At 61.3% G+C, this 23,732-nt stretch carries 25 protein-coding genes; 6 read left to right on the forward strand and 19 right to left on the reverse strand.

Translation table 11 applies throughout. The features are described from left to right. The 11 genes from ACB030_RS19390 to trmJ form a co-directional block, all read right to left on the reverse strand. The coding region (locus tag ACB030_RS19390) for an IS4 family transposase (RefSeq protein ID WP_371162068.1) at positions 1 to 654 on the reverse strand (654 nt) is incomplete at its 3' end. Between the two features lie 127 nt (positions 655 to 781). Then, positions 782 to 2,074 (reverse strand): aminopeptidase PepB, encoded by a 1,293-nt coding sequence (pepB, locus tag ACB030_RS19395; protein ID WP_368168835.1) that lies wholly within the window; start codon positions 2,072 to 2,074, stop codon positions 782 to 784. Further along, the gene (gene pepB, locus ACB030_RS19400; RefSeq protein WP_371162070.1) at positions 2,071 to 3,375 is read right to left on the reverse strand and encodes an aminopeptidase PepB; all 1,305 of its coding nucleotides are present in this window, start codon (positions 3,373 to 3,375) and stop codon (positions 2,071 to 2,073) included. The genes pepB (ACB030_RS19395) and pepB (ACB030_RS19400) overlap by 4 nt, the downstream gene beginning before the upstream one ends. A gap of 158 nt (positions 3,376 to 3,533) precedes the next feature. Next, positions 3,534 to 3,872 carry an ISC system 2Fe-2S type ferredoxin gene (gene fdx, locus ACB030_RS19405; RefSeq protein WP_033129108.1) on the reverse strand — a complete coding sequence of 113 codons (339 nt, stop codon included), beginning with the start codon at positions 3,870 to 3,872 and terminating at the stop codon, positions 3,534 to 3,536. 1 nt (position 3,873) lies between these two features. Then, entirely contained in the window at positions 3,874 to 5,730 is a 1,857-nt protein-coding gene (hscA, locus tag ACB030_RS19410) for a Fe-S protein assembly chaperone HscA (protein ID WP_371162072.1), read from the reverse strand. Positions 5,731 to 5,758: 28 nt separating this feature from the next. Continuing rightward, the gene (gene hscB, locus ACB030_RS19415; RefSeq protein WP_371162074.1) at positions 5,759 to 6,277 is read right to left on the reverse strand and encodes a co-chaperone HscB; all 519 of its coding nucleotides are present in this window, start codon (positions 6,275 to 6,277) and stop codon (positions 5,759 to 5,761) included. An 86-nt stretch (positions 6,278 to 6,363) separates the two neighbouring features. Beyond that, complete coding sequence (gene iscA / locus ACB030_RS19420; RefSeq protein WP_005324290.1) at positions 6,364 to 6,687, reverse strand: iron-sulfur cluster assembly protein IscA; 324 nt, start codon at positions 6,685 to 6,687, stop codon at positions 6,364 to 6,366. Between the two features lie 15 nt (positions 6,688 to 6,702). Then, a complete protein-coding gene (iscU, locus tag ACB030_RS19425; protein ID WP_005299770.1) occupies positions 6,703 to 7,086 on the reverse strand; it encodes a Fe-S cluster assembly scaffold IscU in 384 nt (127 codons plus the stop codon). 54 nt (positions 7,087 to 7,140) lie between these two features. Further along, positions 7,141 to 8,355 carry an IscS subfamily cysteine desulfurase gene (locus tag ACB030_RS19430; RefSeq protein ID WP_371162077.1) on the reverse strand — a complete coding sequence of 405 codons (1,215 nt, stop codon included), beginning with the start codon at positions 8,353 to 8,355 and terminating at the stop codon, positions 7,141 to 7,143. Positions 8,356 to 8,407: 52 nt separating this feature from the next. Next, entirely contained in the window at positions 8,408 to 8,911 is a 504-nt protein-coding gene (iscR, locus tag ACB030_RS19435; RefSeq protein WP_266109751.1) for a Fe-S cluster assembly transcriptional regulator IscR, read from the reverse strand. 93 nt (positions 8,912 to 9,004) lie between these two features. Beyond that, positions 9,005 to 9,736: a tRNA (cytosine(32)/uridine(32)-2'-O)-methyltransferase TrmJ gene (gene trmJ / locus ACB030_RS19440; RefSeq protein ID WP_371162080.1), complete on the reverse strand. Its 732-nt coding sequence runs from the start codon at positions 9,734 to 9,736 to the stop codon at positions 9,005 to 9,007. A 184-nt stretch (positions 9,737 to 9,920) separates the two neighbouring features. Here trmJ and ACB030_RS19445 point away from each other — a divergent pair, with 184 nt between their 5' ends. Then, a complete protein-coding gene (locus ACB030_RS19445; protein WP_205641919.1) occupies positions 9,921 to 10,337 on the forward strand; it encodes a hypothetical protein in 417 nt (138 codons plus the stop codon). On the opposite strand, the gene ACB030_RS19450 is transcribed toward ACB030_RS19445, so the two are convergent. Then, a complete protein-coding gene (locus ACB030_RS19450; RefSeq protein WP_371162082.1) occupies positions 10,302 to 10,817 on the reverse strand; it encodes an SCP2 domain-containing protein in 516 nt (171 codons plus the stop codon). The two genes, ACB030_RS19445 and ACB030_RS19450, sit on opposite strands and share 36 nt — an antisense overlap. Positions 10,818 to 11,007: 190 nt before the next feature. Here ACB030_RS19450 and ACB030_RS19455 point away from each other — a divergent pair, with 190 nt between their 5' ends. Together ACB030_RS19455 and ACB030_RS19460 are read left to right on the forward strand one after the other, a co-directional pair. Further along, positions 11,008 to 12,003 carry a peptidase U32 family protein gene (locus ACB030_RS19455; protein WP_371162084.1) on the forward strand — a complete coding sequence of 332 codons (996 nt, stop codon included), beginning with the start codon at positions 11,008 to 11,010 and terminating at the stop codon, positions 12,001 to 12,003. Positions 12,004 to 12,015: 12 nt separating this feature from the next. Then, positions 12,016 to 12,888 carry a U32 family peptidase gene (locus ACB030_RS19460; RefSeq protein WP_371162086.1) on the forward strand — a complete coding sequence of 291 codons (873 nt, stop codon included), beginning with the start codon at positions 12,016 to 12,018 and terminating at the stop codon, positions 12,886 to 12,888. Between the two features lie 73 nt (positions 12,889 to 12,961). Here ACB030_RS19460 and nlpI read toward each other — a convergent pair whose 3' ends face one another. The 7 genes from nlpI to queA form a co-directional block, all read right to left on the reverse strand. Next, the gene (nlpI, locus tag ACB030_RS19465; protein ID WP_371162088.1) at positions 12,962 to 13,894 is read right to left on the reverse strand and encodes a lipoprotein NlpI; all 933 of its coding nucleotides are present in this window, start codon (positions 13,892 to 13,894) and stop codon (positions 12,962 to 12,964) included. A gap of 90 nt (positions 13,895 to 13,984) precedes the next feature. After that, positions 13,985 to 14,353, reverse strand: a complete 369-nt coding sequence (locus ACB030_RS19470) for a rhodanese-like domain-containing protein (protein ID WP_371162090.1) — start codon at positions 14,351 to 14,353, stop codon at positions 13,985 to 13,987. 94 nt (positions 14,354 to 14,447) lie between these two features. Beyond that, entirely contained in the window at positions 14,448 to 15,395 is a 948-nt protein-coding gene (gene secF, locus ACB030_RS19475; RefSeq protein ID WP_371162092.1) for a protein translocase subunit SecF, read from the reverse strand. Between the two features lie 9 nt (positions 15,396 to 15,404). Further along, positions 15,405 to 17,258, reverse strand: a complete 1,854-nt coding sequence (gene secD, locus ACB030_RS19480) for a protein translocase subunit SecD (RefSeq protein WP_205641925.1) — start codon at positions 17,256 to 17,258, stop codon at positions 15,405 to 15,407. An 18-nt stretch (positions 17,259 to 17,276) separates the two neighbouring features. After that, a complete protein-coding gene (gene yajC / locus ACB030_RS19485; RefSeq protein ID WP_025327251.1) occupies positions 17,277 to 17,612 on the reverse strand; it encodes a preprotein translocase subunit YajC in 336 nt (111 codons plus the stop codon). A gap of 50 nt (positions 17,613 to 17,662) precedes the next feature. After that, positions 17,663 to 18,799 (reverse strand): tRNA guanosine(34) transglycosylase Tgt, encoded by a 1,137-nt coding sequence (gene tgt, locus ACB030_RS19490; RefSeq protein WP_025327252.1) that lies wholly within the window; start codon positions 18,797 to 18,799, stop codon positions 17,663 to 17,665. 117 nt (positions 18,800 to 18,916) lie between these two features. Next, positions 18,917 to 19,984, reverse strand: a complete 1,068-nt coding sequence (gene queA / locus ACB030_RS19495; RefSeq protein ID WP_371162095.1) for a tRNA preQ1(34) S-adenosylmethionine ribosyltransferase-isomerase QueA — start codon at positions 19,982 to 19,984, stop codon at positions 18,917 to 18,919. 211 nt (positions 19,985 to 20,195) lie between these two features. Here queA and ACB030_RS19500 point away from each other — a divergent pair, with 211 nt between their 5' ends. From ACB030_RS19500 to ahpF, 3 genes are all read left to right on the forward strand, one after another. Then, on the forward strand, positions 20,196 to 20,642 hold the full coding sequence (locus tag ACB030_RS19500; RefSeq protein WP_205641927.1) for a CBS domain-containing protein: 447 nt from the start codon (positions 20,196 to 20,198) through the stop codon (positions 20,640 to 20,642). 642 nt (positions 20,643 to 21,284) lie between these two features. Next, on the forward strand, positions 21,285 to 21,851 hold the full coding sequence (gene ahpC / locus ACB030_RS19505) for an alkyl hydroperoxide reductase subunit C (protein WP_218409939.1): 567 nt from the start codon (positions 21,285 to 21,287) through the stop codon (positions 21,849 to 21,851). Positions 21,852 to 21,990: 139 nt separating this feature from the next. Then, entirely contained in the window at positions 21,991 to 23,577 is a 1,587-nt protein-coding gene (gene ahpF / locus ACB030_RS19510) for an alkyl hydroperoxide reductase subunit F (RefSeq protein WP_205641928.1), read from the forward strand. The last annotated feature ends 155 nt before the right edge of the window (positions 23,578 to 23,732 follow it).

The raw sequence follows: 23,732 nt of genomic DNA on the forward strand, positions 1-23,732 counted from the left end.
ACTTTGCATCGAGCGCACCACGAAGCGCTGGTTATTTTGCTGCTTGTAGCGCAGGTATTCGTAGATATCCGCTTCCCGGTCACAGACCGAGATAACGTTGGCCATGGTGCTACCAAGCCGGGTGGCGAGTGTTTTGGCGGCTTGCTCCCATTTGTAGCTCTCTTTCTCCTCATAGGGGCGGGTGGCGTGTTGTCGACTCTGCCCTCGTTTGCTGACATCGCGGGTCCAGATTTGCTGGGCGGCCAAGCCCACTACCTTGCGCTCGTGCGGCGCGAACAGCAGCACGGAGTGAGCCAGCAGGGCGCGACTGCTGCCCTGGTTGGTGTGGCCCAGCTGGTCTTTGACACTGGCATGATTGAAGGTAAGGGCCGTGGTGTCTTCCAGTGCCAGCAAGAGGGAATGGTCTCTGGCATGGGCGGCGGTGACGGCAAAGCCGGCGTTGGCAATGGCCTCGGCACTGAGATGTGGGCTGCGAATGAAACGGTATGCGCCTTCCATATCAGCAGGTGAGAGGGGAAGGTGTGACACGCAATCTCCTGGTTGGTGAGCAAGGGCAGTGGCGAGGGCAACCAGCCTTCTGGTGCGTCTTGGGTCGTTGAGGTTGGCGTGACCAAACTGTGCCTGCGCCCATTGCGCCGGTTGAGTGAAGGGCATGTTAGAACCAGAGGGAGAGTGATGAAAGGTTCAGATCACGCAATGGGAGATAAGTTCAAAAAAAATCCCCAAGCGATGCTTGGGGATTGTTGTATAAGAGACAGCCCCGAGGTGCCCTTTCGCCTTGTCATGCCCCTCGGCGCGTCTCCGCCAGCAGGGTATGGGCTATGGTGCGCATCCCCAGGGTGTTGGCCCCGGGGGCCCAGAGGTTGTCACCGTTCTCGCTGAAACAGGCGGCAAGATCCACGTGCAGCCAGCCCCGCCCTTCATTGCCGACGAAGCGGGAGAGGAAACCCGCCGCGTTGGAGGCGCCGCCCGGGCCACCGCCCGGCACCGGACGGCTGTTGGCCGTATCGGCGTAGTGGGACGGGCACTGCTGGCGGTGCCAGGGCTCGAGCGGCAGCGGCCAGGCCGGCTCCTGCTCCGCATCCGAATAGGCCATGGCGCGGCTCACCAGCCCCTTGTCCAGACCAAACAGGGCGTTGTAGCGTCCCCCCAGCGCCATCACGGCGGCCCCCGTCAGGGTGGCGGCGTCTATGATGAGGGGCGCGCCGGATTCACCGGCGAGCTGCAGGCCGTCCGCCAGCACCAGGCGCCCTTCGGCGTCTGTGTTGACGATTTCGACCGTGGTGCCGTTCTTGTAGGTGAGGATGTCACCCAGCTTGTAGGCATGGCCGGAGACCAGGTTCTCGGCGCAGCAGAGGATGAGCTTCACCCGCTTGTCGAGGCCGCGCAGTATGGCCAGCGCCAGGGCGCCGGTGACGATGGCCGCCCCTCCCATGTCATGCTTCATGGTGAGCATGCCCTGGGAGGTTTTCATGGAGTAGCCGCCGGAGTCGAAGGTGATGCCTTTGCCCACCAGGGCCGCCGCCACGGGGGCGTTGCGATCCCCGGTGGGGTTGTAGTCCAGCTCCAGCATCACGGGTTCGCGATCGCTGCCGCGGCCAACCTGGTAGAGACCGACCCAACCCGCCTGTTGCAGCGCCTCCCCCTTGAGGATGCGATGACTGATCCTGTCCGGCGCCAGCTCGGTGATGAAGGCCGCCGCCTCCACCGCCAGCTCCAGCGGCCCCAGCTGCTCCGGGGTGGCATTGGTCATCTCGCGCACCCAGCGCCCGCACAGCCAGCGCGCCTCCAGCTCCTCCCTGTCCTCTTCGGACGAGGTCGCCCACTGCAGCTCCACCTCTGCCTTGGGGGTCTGCAGCCCCTGGGCGAAGGCCCACTGCTGCTCGCGCTCCCAGTGACCGCACAGGGCGACCTTCTGGATCCCCTGACCACAGAGGCGGCGGGCCGCCTGCTGGATGTCCAGCAGGGGGGACGCCGTCACCAGGTGGATCACCATGCCGTCAGGGCGATGGGAGAGCAGCGCCCCCTCTCCCCACTCGGGGGCGGCAAATTCACGGCTCAGCCAGATATTCATTCACACACCTCCTGCAGCCAGCGGGCGATGGTTCTCAGACCGTGCCCCTTGGCGCCGGTCGCCCACAGCTCGTTGCCGGACTTTTGATAGGAGGCGGCAAGATCCAGGTGCACCCAGCCCTTGCCCTCGTCACGGACGAAGCGCGACAGGAAAGCGGCCGCCGTGGTGGCACCGGCGGTGCCTTCGGCGGAGGCCACGTTGCCCAGCTCGGCGAAGGCCGAGGTGAGCTGCCCCACATGCCAGGGTTCCAGCGGCAGGGGCCAGGCCTTCTCCTGCTCGGCTTTGGCGGCGGCCAGGGCGCGCTGTTGCTCCCGATCGTCTAAGGCAAACACGGCGTTGTAGTCGCGGCCCAGCGCCGTCTTGGCGGCGCCGGTCAGGGTGGCGGCATCGAGAATGTGGGCGGCGCCGCTGTCGGAGGCTGCCAGCAGGCCATCGGCCAGCACCAGGCGCCCTTCGGCGTCAGTGTTCTGGATCTCCACCGAGATGCCGTTCTTGTAGGTGAGGATGTCGCCGAGCTTGAAGGCGTGGCCTGAGACCAGGTTCTCGGCGCAGCAGAGGATGAGCTTCACCCGCTTGTCGAGGCCGCGGCTGATGGCGAGCGCCAGGGCGCCGGTCACCATGGCGGCCCCGCCCATATCGGACTTCATCGGCAGCATGTTGTCGGAGGACTTCATGGAGTAGCCACCGGAGTCGAAGGTGATGCCCTTGCCCACCAGGGCCGCCACCACGGGGGCGTTGCGATCCCCGGTGGGGTTGTAGTCCAGCTCCAGCAGCACGGGCTCGCGCTCGCTGCCGCGGCCCACCGACCAGATCCCGATATGGCCGGCCTCCCGCAGAGCTTCGCCTGCGGTGATGCGGGCGGTGACCTGATCGCCACCCAGGCCGCGGATCAGCAGCAGGGCGGACTCTGCCAGGCTCATGGGGTAGATCTCCTCCGGGCAACCGTTGGTCACTTCGCGCACCCAGCGGGTCGCCTTGACGAGGGCCTCCAGCTCGCGGGCATCCGCCGCGCTCTGCTCGCCGAAGTCCAGTTCACGCTGCCCCTTGGCGGCATAGAAGCCCTGGGCGAAGGCGTAACGACGCTCCAGATCCCAGCCCTCACCGGCCAGGCTCACCCGCTTGATGCCACTCGATTCGAGGCGGCGGGCTGCCCGCTGTATGGTGCGCAAGGCATCCTGCTGCTGGGCGGTGGCGCCCAGGTGGATCAGGGTCTCATCACCGCTGAAACTGAGCAGGGCGCCTTCACCCCAGACGGCGGCAGCGGCCTGGGCGGATAACAGTACCTTCATCATGTCAGCCATCTTCTCTTGCTTCCTTTTTTCTTGGCACGATTCATTAACAACGCGGGGTAACGGAGACAAAAAAGGCCGTTCCCCCGAGGGGTACGGCCTTCACCATATCATCACTGCACCATGGGATGCTGCACGCGCAATTCACTCATGTGTAATTAGCGGGTCAATCAATGACGCTCGGAGGCGAGGTTGATGGTGTACTTGGGCAGCTCCACCACCAGATCCTCGTCCGCCAGACGGGCCTGGCAACTCAGGCGGGATTCCGGCTCCAGTCCCCATGCCTTGTCCAGCATGTCGTCTTCCAGCTCATCGCTCGGCTCGAGGGAGTCAAAGCCCTCCCGCACCACGCAGTGGCAGGTGGTACAGGCACAGGACTTCTCGCAGGCATGCTCAATCTCGATGCCGTTGCGCAGGGCGATGTCCAGTATGGTCTCACCGCTCGCGCCCTCGAGGGCGGCGCCGTCCGGACAGAGTTCGGGGTGAGGCAGAATGATCAGTTTGGGCATATTACACCTTGTTGACGTTTTGGCCGGTCAGCACCTTGCGAATGGACGCATCCATGCGACGGGCCGCAAACTCGCCACTGACGGCATCCGCCGCCTCGATGGCATCTTTGATTTGATTGGTTGTGCCGGTGGCACGCATGGCCAGCAGATGAGTGATCGCGGTGTCGATCTCGGCACGTTCGGCGGCATTGAGCAGCGCTTCGCCATCGGCGGCCAGCGCCGCATTGAGGCTCTCCACCACCCGATCGGCTTCGACCTGCTGCTCCGCCAGCATGCGGGCATCCATGTCCTGCTGGGCATTGGCGATGGAGGCGCTCAGCATGCTGAGGATGTCCTCTTCCGCCAAGCCATAGGAGGGCTTGACCTGGATCTCCGCCTGCACGCCGGAGGATTTTTCCATGGCGCTGACCGACAGCAGTCCGTCCGCATCCACCTGGAAGGTGACGCGAATGTGGGCGGCGCCGGCCGCCATGGGCGGAATACCGGTCAGGGTGAAGCGGGCCAGGGAGCGGCAATCCGCCACCAGCTCGCGCTCTCCCTGCACCACGTGGATGGCCATGGCAGTCTGGCCATCCTTGAAGGTGGTGAACTCCTGGGCGCGGGCCACCGGTATGGTGGTGTTGCGCGGGATCACCTTCTCGGCAAGCCCTCCCATGGTCTCAAGACCGAGAGAGAGCGGGATCACGTCCAGCAGCAGCATCTCGGCATCGGGCTTGTTGCCCACCAGGATGTCGGCCTGGATGGCGGCGCCGATGGCCACCACCTTGTCCGGATCTATGCTGGTCAAGGGCGTACGCTGGAAGAACTCCCCCACCTGCTCGCGCACCAGCGGCACCCGGGTGGAGCCCCCCACCATCACCACTTCCAGCACTTCCACCTGCTCGAGCCCCGCATCGCGCAGGGCGCGGCGGCAGGCCAGCAGGGTGCGCTTGACCAGCGGCAGGATGAGCTCGTCGAACTGGCTGCGGCTCACCTCCCCCTGCCAGCCGGCAAAGGTGCAGGAAACGCGGTCGGCATCGGTCAGGCCGTGCTTGACCGCCGCCGCCACGTCCAGCAGCTCGCGCTGGGTGCGGGCATCGAGCTGGCCGCTCAGGCCGGCTTGCGCCTTGATCCAGTCCGCCAGCAGGTGATCGAAGTCATCGCCTCCCAGCGCCGAGTCGCCGCCGGTGGCCATCACCTCGAACACCCCGCGATGCAGACGCAGGATGGAGATATCGAAGGTGCCGCCACCGAGGTCATAGACGGCGATCACCCCTTCCTGACCGGAGTCGAGGCCGTAGGCGATGGCGGCGGCGGTGGGCTCGTTGAGCAACCGCAGCACGTGCAGGCCGGCCAGCCGGGCCGCATCCTTGGTGCCCTGGCGCTGGGCGTCGTCGAAATAGGCGGGCACTGTGATGACCACGCCGTCGAGATCGCCGCCTAAGGAGGCTACGCCGCGCTCGGCCAGTTTTTTCAGGATCTCGGCCGAGACCTGCACCGGATTGACCAGCCCCTGGCGGGTCTGGATCTGGGGCATGCCGTTGTCGGCGGCCACGAACTCGTAAGGCTGCTGACGGGTATCCATGTCGGCCAGCGCCTTGCCCATCATCCGTTTGACCGAAACGATGGTGTTGTGGGGATCGAGGGCGGCTTCGCGCTTGGCGTCAAAGCCCACCCTGATGGCGGCGGCCTGGCCAGCTTGATAGTGCACCACAGAGGGCAGCAGATCGCGCCCCTGCTCGTCACACAGGGTGTCGGCCTGGCCGCTGCGCACTGCCGCGACCAGGGAGTTGGTGGTGCCGAGATCGATGCCTACGGCACGTTTGTGCTGATGAGGTGCGGCGCTCTGGCCGGGCTCGGCGATTTGCAGTAATGCCATGGGTAATCACAATTCCAGCGTTAGAGGGTCAAGACTCGAACAGCGAGTCTTCGAATCGTTCCAGCTCCTCGAGGAGCTTGTCGACAAACTTGAGTTTGCGCACGCAGTCGGCCGCCGCCAGATCTTCACCGGCGGTGAGGGCATCGGTCAGCCGTTGCATCAGAGACTGGTGATCATGCCTGATCTCGCGACGAAAATCTTCGATGGCACGCTCAGGACTCGCTTCTCCTTTCAACTCGGCCAGGCGCTCGCGCCACTCCAGCTGTTGCATCAGGAAAGAGGTGTCTTGCAGGGTCTGTTGCTCGCCTCGAATGTCGGTGCCGCGCAGGGAGAGCAGGTATTCGGCTCGGCGCAGGGGGGACTTGAGGGTGGTGAAGGCATCGTTGATCTGGGCGGCACGCTGCACCGCGGCCAACTGCTCCCGCTCGGGGGCGGTGGCAAAACGATCGGGGTGAAACCGGGTTTGCAACTGGCGGTAGGTGTCTGCCAGCTGGCGGGTATCGAGCTCGAAGCCCTCTGCCAGCCCGAACAGCTCGAAATGATTCATTCTGTGTCCTCAGACTCGAAGGCTACTGCCTTGCTCACCATCCATCTTGAACGGCAAAGCCGGCAGCAGGCTGCCGGTTTCATCGATTAGACGCTGAAGCTCTCGCCACAACCGCACTCGCCCTTGGCGTTAGGGTTGTTGAACTGGAAGCCCTCGTTGAGGCCCTCCTTGACGAAGTCAAGCTCGGTGCCATCCAGATGGATCAGGCTCTTGGCATCGACGATGATCTTGACACCGTTCTGCTCGAACACCTGATCCTCAGCGGCCAGCTCATCCACAAACTCGAGCACATAGGCAAGGCCAGAACAGCCGGTGGTCTTAACGCCGAGGCGCAGGCCTATGCCCTTGCCCCGGTTGGTTATAAAAGAGGAAACCCGTGCCGCTGCGGCATCTGTCATGGTAATGGCCATACTGCTCTCCGGACCTTAGAGACCTTTCTTCTGCTTGTAATCGGCGATGGCGGCCTTGATGGCATCCTCCGCCAGAATGGAGCAGTGGATCTTCACCGGTGGCAGGGCCAGCTCTTCGGCGATGTCGGTGTTCTTGATCCCAGCGGCTTCGTCCAGGGTCTTGCCCTTGACCCACTCGGTCACCAGGGAGCTGGAGGCGATGGCGGAGCCACAGCCGTAGGTCTTGAACTTGGCGTCTTCGATGATGCCGTCGTCGCTGATCTTCAGTTGCAGCTTCATCACGTCGCCACAGGCCGGGGCGCCGACCATGCCGGTCGCGATGCTGGGGTCGTTCTTGTCAAAACCACCGACGTTGCGGGGATTCTCGTAGTGGTCGATTACTTTTTCACTGTAAGCCATATCTAACTCCTGCTAATTCCGTTGTTCACCAAACACTTGCCACGCTGGCAAGGATCAGTGATGTGCCCATTCGACCGTGTTCAGATCGACGCCGTCCTTGAACATCTCCCACAGGGGGGACATCTCGCGCAGACGACCGATGGAGTCGCAGATGAGCTTGATTGCGTAGTCGATCTCTTCCTCTGTGGTGAAGCGACCGATGCTGAAACGAATGGAGCTGTGTGCCAGCTCGTCGTTCAGGCCCAGGGCGCGCAGCACGTAGGAAGGCTCGAGGCTGGCCGAGGTACAGGCCGAACCGGAAGAGACCGCCAGATCCTTCAGCGCCATGATGAGGGATTCCCCTTCCACATAGGCGAAGCTGACGTTCAGGTTACCCGGGACACGCTGGTCCAGGGAGCCGTTGATATAGACTTCTTCGATGTTCTTGATGCCGTCCCACAGACGCTGACGCAGGGCCATGATGTGCTGGCTCTCGCTCGCCATCTCTTCCTTGGCGATGCGGAAGGCCTCGCCCATGCCGACGATCTGGTGGGTCGCCAAGGTGCCGGAACGCATGCCGCGCTCATGGCCACCACCGTGCATCTGGGCTTCCAGGCGCACCCGCGGCTTGCGGCGCACGTACAGGGCACCTATGCCTTTGGGGCCGTATACCTTGTGGGCGGACATGGAGAGCAGATCCACTTTCAGCGCTTCCACGTCCACCGGGATCTTGCCCACGCTCTGGACCGCGTCCACGTGCAGCAGGATCTTGCGGGAGCGGCACAGCTCGCCGATGGCTTTGATGTCTTGCACCACGCCGATCTCGTTGTTGACGTGCATGATGCTGACCAGGATGGTGTCATCGCGCAGGGCACCTTCGATCTGCTCCAGGGTGAACAGGCCGCTGGGCATCGGCTCGAGGTAGGTCACCTCGTAACCTTCACGCTCCAGCTGACGGCAGGTGTCGAGCACCGCCTTGTGTTCGGTCTTGGAGGTGATGATGTGCTTGCCCTTGCCAGCATAGAAGTGGGCTATGCCCTTGATGGCCAGGTTGTTTGATTCGGTCGCGCCGGAGGTGAAGACGATCTCGCGAGGATCTGCACCAATCAGCTCTGCCACTTGATTACGGGCCAGGTCCACCGCCTCTTCGGCCTGCCAGCCGAAACGGTGAGAGCGGGAGGCAGGATTGCCAAACAGGCCGTCCATGGTGAGGCACTGCATCATTTTTTCTGCGACACGCGGGTCCACCGGACAGGTTGCCGAATAATCAAGGTAAATAGGCAGTTTCATGTTTTTCTCCGTTACGACGGGGTCACACAGCGACTCGTCGTGGAAAGCACGTTTATAGTTGGACTTTCAAGCTCACATCACCGCGTTCTGCCCGGTCAACCAGGGACAACACGGTCTTCATTTGTTCATCTTGCTTGCCGGCGATGCGGCGCACATCGGCCTGGCCGACCAGCTCCGCCAGGGTGATGTCCCCCAGGAAACTGGAAATGCGCTCGCTCAAGTCACGCCACAGGGAGTGGGTCAGACACTGGGTACCGCCATGGCAGCCACCCTTGCCGAGACACTTGGTCGCATCGACCGACTCATCGACCGCGGTGATCACCTGACCTACCGAGATCTCGTCAGGGGCCAGGCCGAGGCGATAACCGCCGCCCGGGCCGCGCACGCTGCTCACCAGTCCATGCTTGCGCAGACGGGCAAACAGTTGTTCCAGATAGGACAAGGAGATGCCCTGGCGCTCTGAAATATCAGCCAGGGGAACAGGCCCCTGCTCTGCATGCAACGCCACGTCTAGCATGGCTGTCACAGCGTAACGTCCTTTTGAGGTCAGTCTCATATGCCTTACCGTCTTGCGAACAAATCAATATGGGCACATGGTCACATACCCGACTAAAACAGTCAAGTATATGCTTGAGTAAATCAGTCGGGATTAATCCTGTGGCCGGGCTTTCTGCACCGAGGTGAGAATGCCCCGCAGGATATTCAATTCAACCACTTCCGGCCGGGCGCGATTGAACAGACGACGCAGCTTGCTCATCACATGACCGGGGTGATCATCGGCAATGAACCCTGTCTTCTGCAGGGTCTGCTCCAGGTGCAGATAGAAGCCTTCCAGCTGCTGGGCGCTGGGATAATCGGCCCGCTCCGCCTCTGCCGCCGTATCAGTTTCCTGAGTCTCCAGCCAGTGCATCCGCACCTCGTAGCAGAGGGTCTGCACCGCCATGGCCAGATTGAGGGAGCTGTAGTCGGGATTGGCCGGGATGGCCACGTGGTAGTGGCACTTTTGCAGCTCGTCGTTGGTGAGGCCGGTGCGTTCACGGCCAAACACCAGGGCGACCGGGTGCGTCACCCCTTCCGTCACCAGCTTCTCGCCCGCTGCGCGGGGATCCAGCATGGGCCAGCTCAGGGTGCGGGATCGGGCACTGGTGCCGATGACCAGGCCGCAATCGGCGATGGCGTCGTCCAGCGTCGGAACTATGCGGGCATTGACCAACACATCGCTCGCCCCCGCCGCCAGGGCGATGGCATCATCATCTGGCAAGGCTTGCGGATCAACCAACACCAGCTGCGTCAGCCCCATGGTCTTCATGGCTCTCGCCGCAGACCCCATGTTGCCGGTGTGAGAGGTGTTTACCAACACGATACGAATCTGATCCAACATGCCGAGTCAATCTTCAGTCAAAAATGGCGCGCAATTGTAACATAACCAATCGCTATTTTGGCACCGCTTCTGACCCTGCATTTCAGAACAAAAGTGGTGGCTCGTATAACCAACCGGCCTGAAGGCGGGAAAAGGGAGGGCTAACCTTAGAGGGTCAAGCTGCATTACCCGGAGTCACCCTCTCATGCTTCCCCCCTGGATCTATGAACAACTGCCGCTGCTTTACCTGCTGCTCTCCGCCGTGCTGTGGTTCTTTGCCCACTCCCCGTTGCTCTGGCTAGCGGCAACCCTGCTGTTTGCCGTGGGTGCCCTCATCTGGATGATGCGCTCCAACTACAGGCGCACCGATCTGGTCATCTATCCCGCCAAGCGCTGGCTGCAACCGGAGTGGTACTACGAGGCCCTGCCTTTCCTGTGGCTGGCGCTCGGGCTGGTGCTGCTGCGCCTGCCTGACACCACGGGCCTGCTCGCCCTGCTCCCCTGCCTTTGGGCTGGTCGCTGCCTGTGGGCCCGGCGGCGTCACCGCCACCATACCCGGGGCCTGGCCCTGCAGCTGAGACGCGGCTCAGGCCATAGACGCGGGCAGCGGATCCTGCGCTGATTGCACCCGCGCTATCAGGGTGGCCAGATCCATCAGGGGATATTTCATCAGCCCGGGCAGTCCATCGAGATCCAGGCTGTCCATCAGGTTCTTCACCTCGAGGCCCAGCTCGGTATCCCCTTCTATCTTCAACCTGCGCTGGAAGAAGAGGGAGTCCGGATCCTCCTTGCGACCGGCAATCAGGATGAGATCCTGGCTGCTGCCGCTGAAGCAGACATCGGCTCGCTCGCATTCACGGGCCACCACCAGTTTTCCCTCTCGCTCGCTGACGAACCAGCAGAGCTCGAGATCCGACACCTCGACTTTGAGCCACTTGCCCGCCAGGAAGGCGAAATCCCCGTCCAAGATGGCTTCCTTGAACGCCTGCGCCAGCAAGGCCTCCATCAGGTTTTGCTGCAGGGTGAAGGGCACCAGCTTGAGGGGATGACGCAAGAGACGAGGGGCCTGTTCGATCAGGCGGCGTTGCAGTTGTTGAAACACGATGAACTCCCAGTTTTTTGCCCATTCAAACACAGTGCAATTATCAGGATCCTGTTGAAAATCAAACTTGTGCCCACTTACCTCAAGAAGGGTAAAGCCACCTAAAGCTGCCTCAGGTCAAAAAGCGGGGGGCCAAGCCTGCATACAATCGGGCCACTTTTTGCATTTTTGCCCTCTCGGAGCGTACCCGATGGAATTACTCTGCCCGGCAGGCAGCCTGCCGGCCCTGAAGACGGCCGTGGATAACGGGGCCGATGCCGTCTATATCGGCTTCAAGGATGACACCAATGCCCGCCACTTCGCCGGGCTCAACTTCACGGACAGCAAGCTGGAAAGAGCGGTGGATTATGTGCACCGGCACGGCCGCAAGCTGCACATCGCCATCAACACCTTCGCCCACCCGGGCTCGGATGCCAGATGGAAGCAGGCGGTGGACAGAGGGGTGGCGCTCGGTGCCGATGCCCTGATCATCGCCGATCTCGCCGTGCTGGATTACGCCAGCCGCCACCATCCCGACATGGAGCTCCATGTCTCGGTCCAGGCCAGCGCCACCAACGCCGCCGCCATCCGCTTCTACCAGCAGCACTTCAACGTCGGCCGGGTGGTGCTGCCACGGGTGCTCTCCATGCACCAGGTCAGGCAGCTGGCCCGCGAGACCGACGTCGGCCTCGAGGTGTTCGCCTTCGGCAGCCTCTGCATCATGGCGGAGGGGCGCTGCTATCTCTCCTCCTACATGACGGGCGAGAGCCCCAATACCGTGGGCGCCTGCTCCCCCGCCAAGTTCGTGCGCTGGGAGGAGACCCCCCGCGGTCTCGAATCCCGTCTCAACGAGGTGCTGATCGATCGCTACGGCCCGGGGGAAAACGCCGGCTACCCGACCCTGTGCAAGGGGCGTTTCGAGGTGGATGGCCAGACCTATCACGCCCTGGAGGAGCCCACCAGTCTCAACACGCTTGGCCTCTTGCCCGAGCTGTTCCAGACAGGGATCCAGTCGGTCAAGATCGAGGGCCGCCAGCGCAGCCCCGCCTATGTGGAGCAGGTGACCCGGGTCTGGCGCGCCGCCATCGACGCCTATCAGGCCAACCCCGACGCCTATCAGGTCAAAGCTGAGTGGGATGCCCAGCTTGCCCGCGTCTCCGAGGGAAGCCAGACCACCCTCGGCGCCTATCATCGCCAGTGGCAATAAAAGGAGCACATCATGCAATTCTCTCTCGGGCCCCTGCTCTTCTACTGGCCCAAGGCCGATACCCAGGCCTTCTATGAGGCGGCGGCGCAGAGCCAGGCCGACATCATCTATCTGGGCGAGACGGTGTGCAGCAAGCGCCGCGAACTGAAAGGGGATGACTGGATTGCCCTGGCCCGCCAGGTGGCGAGCTCGGGCAAGCAGGCCGTGCTCTCCACCCTGGCGCTGATCTCGGCGCCGTCGGAGCTCAAGGAGGTCAAGCGGCTGGTCGACAACGGCGATCTCATGATCGAGGCCAACGATCTCGGCGCCGTTCAGCTCGCACGGGAGGCGGGGCTGCCCTTCGTGTGCGGCCCCGCCATCAATGCCTACAACGCCGAGGTGCTGCGCATGCTGCTTAAAAATGGGATGCGGCGCTGGGTAATGCCGGTGGAGCTCTCCCGCGACTGGCTGGTGCAGCTCAGCCAGGATCTGGGGCCGGCCCGCCAGCAGTTCGAGGTGGAGGTGTTCGCCTACGGCCACCTGCCGCTGGCATATTCGGCGCGCTGCTTCACCGCCCGCTCCCTCGACAAGCCCAAGGACAACTGCGAGCTCGCCTGCATCCACTACCCCACAGGGCGCCTCGCCAGCAGCCGCGAGGGGCAGAAGGTGTTCAATCTCAACGGTATCCAGACCCAGTCCGGCTACTGCTACAACCTCGGCAACGAGCTCGAAGGCATGGCGGGACTGGTGGATGTGGTACGCCTCTCCCCCGAAGGGATGGAGACACTCGACATGCTGGCCAGTTTCAAGGCCAACCAGCAGGGTCAGGCACCGCTGCCCCTGCAGCAGGAGCGGGACTGCAACGGTTACTGGCGCCAGATCCCCGGCATGAGCCTGGTGGAGTAACCCCCGCATCCCCAGCAGCAGACAGCAAAAAGGCCTCATCAAGAGGCCTTTTTCACGGAGGGCCTAAGCCCTCTCACGCTTTGCTGCTTTTGCCCTGGGCACCCGGCGGCAAGGGTTTACGCGCCATCAGCTCCAGCTCGAGCAGGGCATAGCGATGCTCGATGAAGTCATAGACGTTGTTGGCCAGCGCCAGCTTGAAGTAGCTGATGGCTTCCTTGCGGTTGCCCTTGGCCAGCTCGAACTTGCCGAGGTAGAAGTAGGTCTCGCACAGGCGCTCGGCGAGCTCCCGGTTATCCTTCACCCCTTTCACCACGTTGCCCATCAGCTGGGTGGCGTTGATCTCGCCGGTATAGAGGCGGACCAGATCCCAGTTCCAGGCGTCGTCGTCATACTTGTTCAGCCGCTCACGCATCCGGCTCATGGCCGCCGGCCCGTTGAGCTTCTGCTCGGCCAGATAGAGCCAGATCACCCGGTAGGGATCTTCCGGCTGCGCCTCGTAGAAACGCTTCATGTCGGCGGTGGCCAGCTCGGGCCTGTTGCCGTAATAGAGCGCTATGCCACGGTTGAGGTAGGCGTAATCGTAATCCGGGGCGAGCTCGAGTGCCGAGTCGAATGCCTCATAGGCCTCGTCATAGTTCTGTTGTTGAACCAGATAGACACCGATGAAGTTGTAAGCCTCGGCAAAGTCGGGCTTCTCCCGCAGGGCACGGTTGAAGTCGAGCCGAGCGAGGGAACGAAGGCCAACACGGTCAAACACCACGGCACGCTCATAGAAGAGTTCGGCGCGCTGTTCGGTGGTCAATTCCATTTCACTGAGCATCTGCCCGAGTCGCGCCAAGGCCAACTCGCTCTGGTAGGAGACCTGCAAGGGGGTCGCCAATACCAGTGAAGCGGGTTGCGGCTTGGGAACTTGAGGCGCTGTAACCTGACTGCTACTGCTGCATCCCCACATGGGGAGCAACAACAGGATACCGGTGAGGTATCCAATCCCTATCCTGACGTTCAATGAACACTCCGACGCTTACGCTTGACCCCGCATATGGTAAAGGTCAACCGGCCTTTTGTCATGTGGCGCAACCCCTATCCCTCAAATAAATCAGGATTCGACAGGGTATCCGGCGTCACGCCAACCACGAAAGCCTCCATCGACGCTGACCACCCGGGAATACCCCATCTTCTGCAGGTTGTCCGCCGCCAGAATGGAGCGAAATCCGCCACCACAATAGAGGTAGAGCTCGGTGTCGAGATCGGGATAACGGGTCTCGATGTCCCGCTCCATCACCCCGCGGCCCAGGTGCTCGGCCCCCGGCAGGTGCCCTGTCGCCCACTCGTTATCTTCGCGCACGTCGATCAGGTGAAAATCACGGCCTTCTTCCTGCCAGCGCCTGATCTGGTGCACGTCGGTTTCCCGTATCTGCGGGCGAATGGCCTCTACCAGGGCCAGAAAACGGGGATTGTGTTGCATGGCTTGCTCCTTGCATTAATGAGGATGGGTGCTGGGGAGCATCATGACTCAAGCGCCCCCCAAGAGAAAGGGCGCCTTGTGGCGCCCTTGTCTGTTACGGCAGGATCTCTTGCTGATCCGCCCCTTCTTTTTCCACCTGGGTCGGCAGCATGTGCTCCCGCTTGACCCCGAAGAACATGGCAGAGGCACTCGCCACATAGATGGAGGAGTAGGTCCCGAAGGCCACACCTATCACCATGGCGATGGCAAAACCGTGGATCAGCGGGCCGCCCTTGAGCAGCAGCGCCACCACCACCACGAAGGTCAACCCCGAAGTGATGATGGTCCGGCTCAGGGTCTCGGTCATGGAGAGATCCATGATCTCCGCGGTATCCCCCCGACGCACCTTGCGGAAATTCTCCCGCACCCGGTCGAACACCACTATGGTGTCGTTCAGGGAGTAGCCCACCAGGGTCATCAGCGCCGCCAGCACGGTCAGGTCGAACTCGTACTGGAAGTAGGCGAAGATGCCGAGGGTGATGATGACGTCGTGCGCCAGGGAGAGGATGCCCCCCATGGCCAGACGCCACTCGAACCGTACCGCCACGTAGGCCAGGATACAGAGGATGGAGGCCAGCATGGCCAGGGCACCGTCTGTCGCCAGCTCGTCACCCACGGAAGGACCGACGAACTCGACCCGCTTGAGCACGGCGCCCTCGTCGATCAGCTTGGCGGCCGCCAGTACCTCGTTGCCCTGCTGTTCGACCTTGACCCCCTCTTGAGGGGCCATGCGCACCAGCACATCGCGGCTGGAGCCGAAGAACTGCAGGGTCGCCCCTTCAATCTTCTGCTTGTCCAACGCTTCGTGCATCTTGTCCAGGCTCACCGATTGCTGGAACCCCACCTCTATGGTGGTGCCCCCGGTAAAGTCCAGTCCCCAGTTCAGGCCGCGATCGAACAGGCAGAACAGGGCGAGCGTCGTCAGCAAGGCAGAGAACACCATTCCCGACTTGGCGAAACGCATGAAGGGGATGGGCTTTTCAAAATGTAGGATCTGAAACATGTCTCTTCCTTAGATCGGCAGCTTGTCGATGCGCCGTCCGCCCCAAGCCAGGTTGATAATGGCGCGAGATACCGTGATGGCCGTAAACATGGAGGCGGTCAGACCTATGCCCAGGGTCAGGGCGAAGCCCTTGATGGCGCCGGTGCCGATACCAAACAGGATCACACAGGTGATAAGCGAGGTGACGTTCGAGTCGGCGATGGTCGAGAAGGCACGGTCAAAGCCCATGTGGATGGCTTGCTGCACCCCGCGGCCGTTGCGGATCTCTTCACGAATACGCTCGTAGATCAGCACGTTGGCATCCACCGCCATCCCTAAGGTCAGCACGATACCGGCGATACCCGGCAGGGTCATGGTGGCCCCCGGTATCATCGACATGATGCCGACGATCAGCACCAGGTTCATGGAGAGGGCCAGGTTGGCCACCCAACCGAACGCACGGTAGTAGATCCCCATGAACAGCACTATCACCAGCATGGCCCAGCCGATGGCTTCCATCCCGCTGTCGATGTTCTGCTGCCCCAGGCTCGGGCCTATGGTGCGCTCTTCGACGATCTGGATGGGGGCAATCAGGGCACCGGCACGCAGCAGCAGCGCCAGGTTGTGGGCTTCGTTGGCGTTGTCGATGCCGGTGATGCGGAACTGGCTGCCAAGGCGCGACTGGATGGTGGCGACGTTGATCACCTCCTCCTGCTTGCGGAACTTGCGCTTGCCGTCCGGACCGGGTTGACCCACCGGCTTGTACTCGATGAAGACGGTGGCCATGCCCTTACCGACGTTGTCCTTGGTAAAGTTGGCCATCTTGTTGCCACCCTGGCCATCGAGCTTGATGTTGACCTGGGGACGGCTGTATTCATCGAAACCGGACTGGGCACCCACTATGTGGTCACCGGTCAGGATCACGCGCTTTTGCAGCACCACTGGACGACCGTTGCGATCGTTGTAGACCTTGGAGCTCGGCGGCACCCGGCCTGCGGCCGCGGCCTGGATGTCGGCGGCCTCATCGACCATGTGGAATTCCAGGGTGGCGGTAGCCCCCAGGATCTCCTTGGCACGGGCGGTGTCCTGGATACCGGGCAGCTCCACCACGATGCGCTCGGCACCCTGTTGTTGTACCAGCGGCTCGGCCACACCCAGCTCGTTCACCCGGTTACGGATGATGGTGATGTTCTGCTCGAGGGCGTACTTCTTCACTTCCTTGATCTTGGCTTCACTTAAGGAGGCCAGCAGGATGAAATCATCCCCTTTCTGCTCCGTGGTGAAGGTGAGATCCGGATTCTGCCGACGCAGGAAAGACTCGGCCTTGGCCTGATCGGCCTCTTCGCGGAACACCACCTGCACCTGATCCCCCACCCGACGCACGCCGGAGTAACGGATCTTCTGGGTGCGCAGCTCGGTGCGGAAATCCTGCACCATCTGCTCTTGCTGCTTGGTCAGCGCCTCGGCCATGTCCACTTCCATCAGGAAGTGCACACCACCGCGCAGGTCCAGACCCAGCTTGAGGGGAGCGGCGCCTATGGCTTCGAGCCAGGCAGGGGTGGAAGGTGCCAGGTTGAGGGCAGTGATGAAGTTGTCGCCCAGCTTGCTGGCGACGATGTCACGGGCCTTGAGCTGGTCTTCGGTATTATTGAACCGGATCAGGATGAAACCGTGTTCGAACGCAGCATGTTTGACCGGGATCTGGGCCGCGTCGAGCGTCTCCTTCACCTGATCGAGCGTCTCTAGTTTGACTTCGGCACCCCGGCTGGCAGATACCTGCAAGGCCGGGTCTTCGCCGTAAAGATTGGGGGCTGCATATAGAAAACCGATGGCGATCACGACGATCACCATCAGGTATTTCCACAGCGGATAGCGATTTAACACGCTGTGCTCCTCGGGAGATTAAAGGGACTGGATAGAACCCTTGGGCAGAACGGCAGAGACGAAGTCACGCTTGATGGTGACTTGGGTCTGATCGTTCAGGGCCAGCACTATGTAGTCGCTATCGGTGGAGACCTTGGCGATCTTGCCGACCAGGCCACCTGAGGTGAGCACTTCGTCACCCTTGGCCAGGGAGCTCATCAGATCGCGATGAGTCTTGGCGCGCTTGGCCTGGGGACGATAGATCATGAAATAGAAGATGAGGCCAAACACGGCCAGCATGATGATCATTTCCATGCCACCACCCTGTGCACCCGGAGCTGCGCCTTCTGCATACGCCTTGGAGATAATGCTCATTTAACAACCTCTTATTGATGTAGATTTGAAAACTAACTTATATGTCGTTGTTATTTAACGTCATTTTCAGTTAACGGAGGCACGGGCTTCCCTTGCCGACGGTAAAACTCAGTTACAAAGTCGTCTAATTTACCCTGCTCGATCGCGTCCCGCAAACCCTGCATCACCCGCTGGTAATAACGCAGGTTATGGATGGTATTCAGACGGGCACCCAGGATCTCGTTGCACTTGTCCAGATGGTACAGATAGCTGCGGGTGTAGTTCTTGCAGGTGTAGCAGTCGCAGTCCGCGTCCAGGGTGCTGGTATCCTCGCGATACTTGGCGTTGCGGATCTTGACCACCCCATCCGTGGTGAACAGATGACCGTTGCGGGCGTTGCGGGTCGGCATCACGCAATCGAACATGTCGATGCCGCGGCGCACCCCTTCCACCAGATCTTCGGGCTTGCCCACCCCCATCAGGTAGCGCGGCTTGTCGGCCGGGATCTTCGGGCAGACGTGATCCAGGATACGGTGCATGTCCTCCTTGGGCTCACCCACTGCCAGACCGCCGACCGCATAGCCGTCAAAGCCGATCTCCAGCAGGCCGTCCAGCGACACATCCCGCAGCGGCTCGTAGACCGAGCCCTGGATGATGCCGAACAGGGCGTTCTTGTTGCCCAGGGCATCAAACTTGTCGCGGGAGCGCTTGGCCCAGCGCAGGGACATCTCCATGGACTTGCGCGCCTCTTCGTAGGTCGCCGGATAGGGCGTGCACTCGTCGAAGATCATCACGATGTCGGAGCCCAGATCGTACTGGATCTCCATGGATTTCTCGGGGTCCAGGAAGATCTTCTCGCCGTTGATGGGATGACGGAAGTGCACCCCCTCCTCGGTGATCTTGCGAATGTGACCCAGGCTGAACACCTGGAAACCACCGGAGTCGGTGAGGATGGGCCCCTGCCAGTTCATGAAGTCGTGCAGATCCCCGTGGGCGCGCATCACCGCCTGACCCGGCCGCAGCCAGAGGTGGAAGGTGTTGCCAAGCAGGATCTGGGCGCCGGTCTCGCGCACCTCTTCCGGGGTCATCCCCTTGACGGTGCCGTAGGTGCCGACCGGCATGAAGGCCGGGGTCTGGACCACACCGCGCTCGAATACCAGCTGACCGCGACGGGCGCGACCATCTGTGGTTTTCAGTTCAAATTTCATTGCTACCTCGATTCAGTCAGAGAAACAGTCTGACAACGGAGGGCCCCATGGGCCCGATACAAGAAACCGGCCAGGATCCTGACAAAACGTCCCTGAACGGCTTCTGAAGGCCGAGGCTTATGCCTCGACCTGGCGACGGGTGACGAACATGGCGTCCCCGTAGCTGAAGAAACGGTACTGCTCCGCCACTGCCGCCTGATAGGCCGTCATTACGTTGTCGTAGCCGGCAAACGCGCTGACCAGCATGATCAGGGTCGACTCGGGCAGGTGGAAGTTGGTGACCATGGCATCGACAATCTGGAACTCGTAGCCCGGGAAGATGAAGATGTCGGTGTCGCTGAAAAAGGGCGCCAACGGCTTGCCCTGGGCCAGGGTTACCTTGGCAGCGCTCTCGAGGGAGCGCACCGAGGTGGTGCCCACCGCAATCACCCGGCCACCCCGGGCGCGGGTCGCGGCGATGGCGTCCACCACCTCCTGGGGCACTTCGGCATACTCGGAGTGCATGTGGTGATCTTCAATCTTCTCCACCCGCACCGGCTGGAAGGTGCCCGCCCCCACGTGCAGGGTGACGAACGCCAGCTCCACCCCCTTGGCCCGGATCTGCTCGAGCAGTGGCTCGTCGAAGTGCAGACCGGCGGTCGGCGCAGCCACGGCGCCCGGCTTCTGGTTGTAGACGGTCTGGTAACGCTCCTTGTCGGCGTCCTCGTCGGGCCTGTCGATATAGGGGGGCAGCGGCATGTGGCCGATGGCCTCCAGGATCTCAAGCACCGGACGGGGGTCCAGGAAGTGGATCTCGAACAGGGCATCGTGGCGGGCGCGCATCTCGGCCTCCACTTTATCCCCATCGGGGCCGCCCTCCAGGATGAGGCGGGTGCCGGGCTTGGGGGACTTGGAGGAGCGGACGTGAGCCAGCACACTGTGCTCGTCCAGGATGCGCTCCACCAGCACCTCCAGCTTGCCGCCGCTGGCCTTCTGACCAAACATGCGCGCCGGAATGACACGGGTGTTGTTGAACACCAGCAGGTCGCCGGGGTTGAGCTGGTCCAGCACATCCACAAATTGACCGTGGCGCAGGGCGCCGCTTTGACCATCGAGCTGCAACAGGCGGCTGGCGGTACGCTCTGCCATCGGATAGCGGGCAATCAGCTCGTCTGGCAGATCAAAATGAAAATCGGATACTTGCATCTTTCACCTCGGGGGAATCGGCGGCTAGTCTAGTTATCCCCCTCTTCCAAGGCAACCCAAAAGACCAAAAACCCAAGAGAGACAAGGGATAGCGAGCAATATTGAGACACGCCTCCGGTTAATGATTCTTTAATGATCTGTATTGACCCTGATCAGGTTCCACGGCCAGGAGCTGAGCTAGGGTGAGATCAGAGACACAAGGAGGCCCACCATGATGACCCTGACTGAAATCATGACCGAACACCCCCTCACCCTGGGGCCAGAGAACAGCGTCAAGCAGGCGATGGAGCTGATGCAGCAGGAGCAGATCCGCCATATCCCCATCGTCGACGAGCACCAGCATCTGCTGGGACTGGTCACCCTCTCCGACATCCTGGCCACCCGCGAGTCCAAGCTGCTGCTCATCAACCCGGAGCGGGAGGCGGAATTCACCGACAGCGTCCAGCTCGACGAGATCATGACCCGCCAGGTGGCGAGCGTGGATCCCCACGCCGGCATCAAGGAGGCGGCCCTCTACCTGCAACGCCACAAATATGGGTGCCTGCCGGTGGTGCGGGGGCGCAAGCTGGTGGGCATAGTCACCGAGTCGGATTTCATCGCGGTCGCCATCAATCTGCTGGAACTGATGGAGGAGCAGGAGCCTCCTTCCGATTTCTGATCACCCAAAACTGTAATTAAATTACAATAAAAGCGTTTTCAGCCTAATTTACCGGCTAATTAGCTGAAACACTTTCAGTTTGATTGAAAAATTACACCACAAACTTGCTTTGTGATCTCCATCACACTATGATGCCGGCCATGCAATAGTTGCCGAAGAGGAGATGAGGATTGTGCACCCGATGTCTTCTCTTCATATGTCTGCAAGTTTGCACACCCCGTAGTTAGTCTTTGCTGTAAAGCATTTTTATATCGCCATTCCTTGTTTGATGACCCGGCCCTGTCTGTGCGACGGCGCCGGGATTTTTTTTGCCCGTTTTTCCCGCCCTCTCCCCTGCCCTGCCGCATCCTCAGCACTACTCTCACCCTCCTGACATAAAACAAGATCCCATCCGGGACTTGAAAATGTGACATGGAGGACAGAAATTGAACTTTGACAATGAGTTATCTCTGAAGGCCTGAGATATTCATGTTAGGTACAGTTGCGATGGGCTATCTAATAAATAGATTTAAGTGATTCAAAATTGTGGCTTTGACCGATTAGAGAAAAGCCCTATGATGCCTCCATCGAAAGTTAAGCGCCTCGCCTGGCCAAGCACTTCACGACCAGACGGGCATATGTACATCACCAAGGAGCAAATACATGTCTACCTATATCAACACTGAGATCAAGCCGTTCAACGCTACCGCCTACCACAATGGCAAATTCGTTCAGGTGTCTGACGCTGACCTGAAAGGCAAGTGGTCCGTGGTGTTCTTCTACCCGGCTGACTTCACCTTCGTTTGCCCGACCGAGCTGGGCGACCTGGCTGACAACTACGCTTCCTTCAAGAAGCTGGGCGTCGAGATCTACGCCGTCTCCACCGACACCCACTTCACTCACAAGGCCTGGCACGACACTTCTGACACCATCAAGAAGATCCAGTACCCGATGATCGGCGACCCGACCGGCACCATCACCCGCAACTTCGGCGTCATGATCGAAGAAGCTGGCCTGGCTGACCGCGGTACCTTCGTCATCGACCCGCAAGGCGTCATCCAGATCGTTGAAATCAACGCCGGCGGTATCGGCCGTGATGCTCTGGAACTGCTGCGCAAGGTCAAGGCTGCCCAGTACGTTGCCGCTCACCCGGGTGAAGTGTGCCCGGCCAAATGGCAAGAAGGCGATGCCACCCTGGCCCCGTCCCTGGATCTGGTAGGCAAAATCTAAGCCTCCTGCTCTCCAAGACCGGCCCACTCAAGGGCCGGTCTGCTTTCTGGCCCAGCGCTTCCTGCATTCACTGTTTTTTGCATCCAGTTTTCTGTATTCATCAATAGTGCCGACCGCCATAACAAGAAGGAATTCGACCATGTTAGATACCAACCTCAAACAACAACTCAACGGTTACTTGCAGTACATCGTCAATCCCATCGAGATCAGCGTGTCCGGCAATGACAGCGACAAATCCGCAGAGCTCCTGGCATTGGCCAACGAGATAGCCGAGATGTCCCCCAAGATTACACAGACCTCTGGCACCGCCGCTCGCAAGCCTTCCATGAGCGTGGCGCCACAAGGCCAGGCACCGCGCGTGCATTTTGCCGGCATCCCCATGGGTCATGAATTTACCTCCCTGGTGCTCGCCCTGCTGCAAAGCGGCGGCCACCCCTCCAAGGCCGATCCGGCCGTGCTGGAGCAGGTGAAAAACCTGAAAGGCGAGTTCCACTTCGAGACCTATATCTCCCTCTCCTGCCACAACTGCCCGGACGTGGTACAGGCCCTGAACCTGATGGCCACCCTGAACCCCGGCATCACCCACACCATGATCGACGGTGCCCTGTTCCAGGACGAGGTGAACGAGCGCCAGATCATGGCGGTCCCGAACGTCTACCTGAACGGCCAGCCGTTCAGCCAGGGTCGCACCTCGCTCGAAGAGATCGTCGCCAAGCTCGATACCGGCGCAAGCGATCGCAAGGCCGCCGAGCTGAGCGAAAAGGCCCCCTACGACGTGCTGGTAGTGGGCGGTGGCCCGGCTGGCGCCGCTGCCGCCATCTATGCCGCTCGTAAAGGCATTCGCACCGCCATCGTCGCCGAGCGTTTCGGTGGCCAGGTGATGGACACCGTCGGCATCGAGAACTTCATCTCCGTCCCCTACACCGAGGGCCCCAAGCTGGCCGCGAGCCTGGAGCAGCACGTCAAGCAGTACGGCGTGGAAGTGATCACCGAGCAGCGTGCCGCCGCCATCAGCAAGGATGGCTATGTGAACGTGGATCTGGCCTCCGGTGCCACCTTGAAGAGCCGCGCCGTGATCCTGGCGACCGGTGCCCGCTGGCGCGATCTGAACGTGCCGGGCGAGCTCGAGTACCGCACCAAGGGCGTGGCCTACTGCCCCCACTGCGACGGTCCCTTCTTCAAGGGCAAGCGCGTAGCGGTGATAGGTGGCGGTAACTCCGGTATCGAAGCGGCCATCGATCTCGCCGGCATAGTCGAGCACGTCACCGTGGTGGAATTTGCCGATACCCTGCGCGCCGACGAAGTGCTGCAGAAGAAGGCCCGCTCCATGGGCAACATCGACATCATCATGAGCGCCCGCACCACGGAAGTGATCGGTGATGGCAGCAAGGTGGTGGGGATGGATTATGAAGATCGCACCACGGGTGAAATCAAGCACCTGGCGGTGGCTGGCATCTTCGTCCAGATCGGACTGGTGCCGAACACCGAGTTCCTCAAGGGGAGCGAGGTGGCACTGACCCGCTTCGGCGAGATCGAGATCGACACCAAGGGCGCCACTTCCCTGCCCGGTGTCTATGCTGCCGGTGACGCCACTACAGTGCCGTTCAAGCAGATCATCATCTCCATGGGAGCCGGTGCAACCGCAGCGCTGGGGGCATTTGATTACCTCATCCGCAATGCGGCGCCGGAAGCCCAGGCCGCCAAGAGCGATGCCGTGACCGCCTGATAACGGCCTTAGCACCAACAAGAAGCCGACTCCCTGGAGTCGGCTTCAGATTGCTGAAGAACCCCCTTCTTTTTCAAAAAAGGGGGTTCTTCTTTCGCTTTGGGTCTGAGGGCTGATCATCCGCTAGAAAGTCGGCATAGTTGCCATCTTTGCCA

This window comes from Aeromonas sp. S16(2024) (assembly GCF_041403065.1).
Taxonomy (GTDB): domain Bacteria; phylum Pseudomonadota; class Gammaproteobacteria; order Enterobacterales; family Aeromonadaceae; genus Aeromonas.

Coding starts and splice junctions, on each gene's coding strand:
- trmJ (WP_371162080.1), bottom strand. CDS start 9,736: ATGTTGGATCAGATTCGTATCGTGTTGGTAAACACCTCTCACACCGGC.
- hscB (WP_371162074.1), bottom strand. CDS start 6,277: ATGAATCATTTCGAGCTGTTCGGGCTGGCAGAGGGCTTCGAGCTCGAT.
- ACB030_RS19470 (WP_371162090.1), bottom strand. CDS start 14,353: ATGCAACACAATCCCCGTTTTCTGGCCCTGGTAGAGGCCATTCGCCCG.
- yajC (WP_025327251.1), bottom strand. CDS start 17,612: ATGAGCATTATCTCCAAGGCGTATGCAGAAGGCGCAGCTCCGGGTGCA.
- ACB030_RS19460 (WP_371162086.1), top strand. CDS start 12,016: ATGCAATTCTCTCTCGGGCCCCTGCTCTTCTACTGGCCCAAGGCCGAT.
- fdx (WP_033129108.1), bottom strand. CDS start 3,872: ATGCCCAAACTGATCATTCTGCCTCACCCCGAACTCTGTCCGGACGGC.
- ahpC (WP_218409939.1), top strand. CDS start 21,285: ATGTCTACCTATATCAACACTGAGATCAAGCCGTTCAACGCTACCGCC.
- secF (WP_371162092.1), bottom strand. CDS start 15,395: ATGTTTCAGATCCTACATTTTGAAAAGCCCATCCCCTTCATGCGTTTC.
- iscA (WP_005324290.1), bottom strand. CDS start 6,687: ATGGCCATTACCATGACAGATGCCGCAGCGGCACGGGTTTCCTCTTTT.
- iscU (WP_005299770.1), bottom strand. CDS start 7,086: ATGGCTTACAGTGAAAAAGTAATCGACCACTACGAGAATCCCCGCAAC.
- ACB030_RS19500 (WP_205641927.1), top strand. CDS start 20,196: ATGATGACCCTGACTGAAATCATGACCGAACACCCCCTCACCCTGGGG.
- ahpF (WP_205641928.1), top strand. CDS start 21,991: ATGTTAGATACCAACCTCAAACAACAACTCAACGGTTACTTGCAGTAC.
- iscR (WP_266109751.1), bottom strand. CDS start 8,911: ATGAGACTGACCTCAAAAGGACGTTACGCTGTGACAGCCATGCTAGAC.
- ACB030_RS19445 (WP_205641919.1), top strand. CDS start 9,921: ATGCTTCCCCCCTGGATCTATGAACAACTGCCGCTGCTTTACCTGCTG.
- ACB030_RS19455 (WP_371162084.1), top strand. CDS start 11,008: ATGGAATTACTCTGCCCGGCAGGCAGCCTGCCGGCCCTGAAGACGGCC.
- pepB (WP_371162070.1), bottom strand. CDS start 3,375: ATGGCTGACATGATGAAGGTACTGTTATCCGCCCAGGCCGCTGCCGCC.
- hscA (WP_371162072.1), bottom strand. CDS start 5,730: ATGGCATTACTGCAAATCGCCGAGCCCGGCCAGAGCGCCGCACCTCAT.
- ACB030_RS19430 (WP_371162077.1), bottom strand. CDS start 8,355: ATGAAACTGCCTATTTACCTTGATTATTCGGCAACCTGTCCGGTGGAC.
- queA (WP_371162095.1), bottom strand. CDS start 19,984: ATGCAAGTATCCGATTTTCATTTTGATCTGCCAGACGAGCTGATTGCC.
- pepB (WP_368168835.1), bottom strand. CDS start 2,074: ATGAATATCTGGCTGAGCCGTGAATTTGCCGCCCCCGAGTGGGGAGAG.
- tgt (WP_025327252.1), bottom strand. CDS start 18,799: ATGAAATTTGAACTGAAAACCACAGATGGTCGCGCCCGTCGCGGTCAG.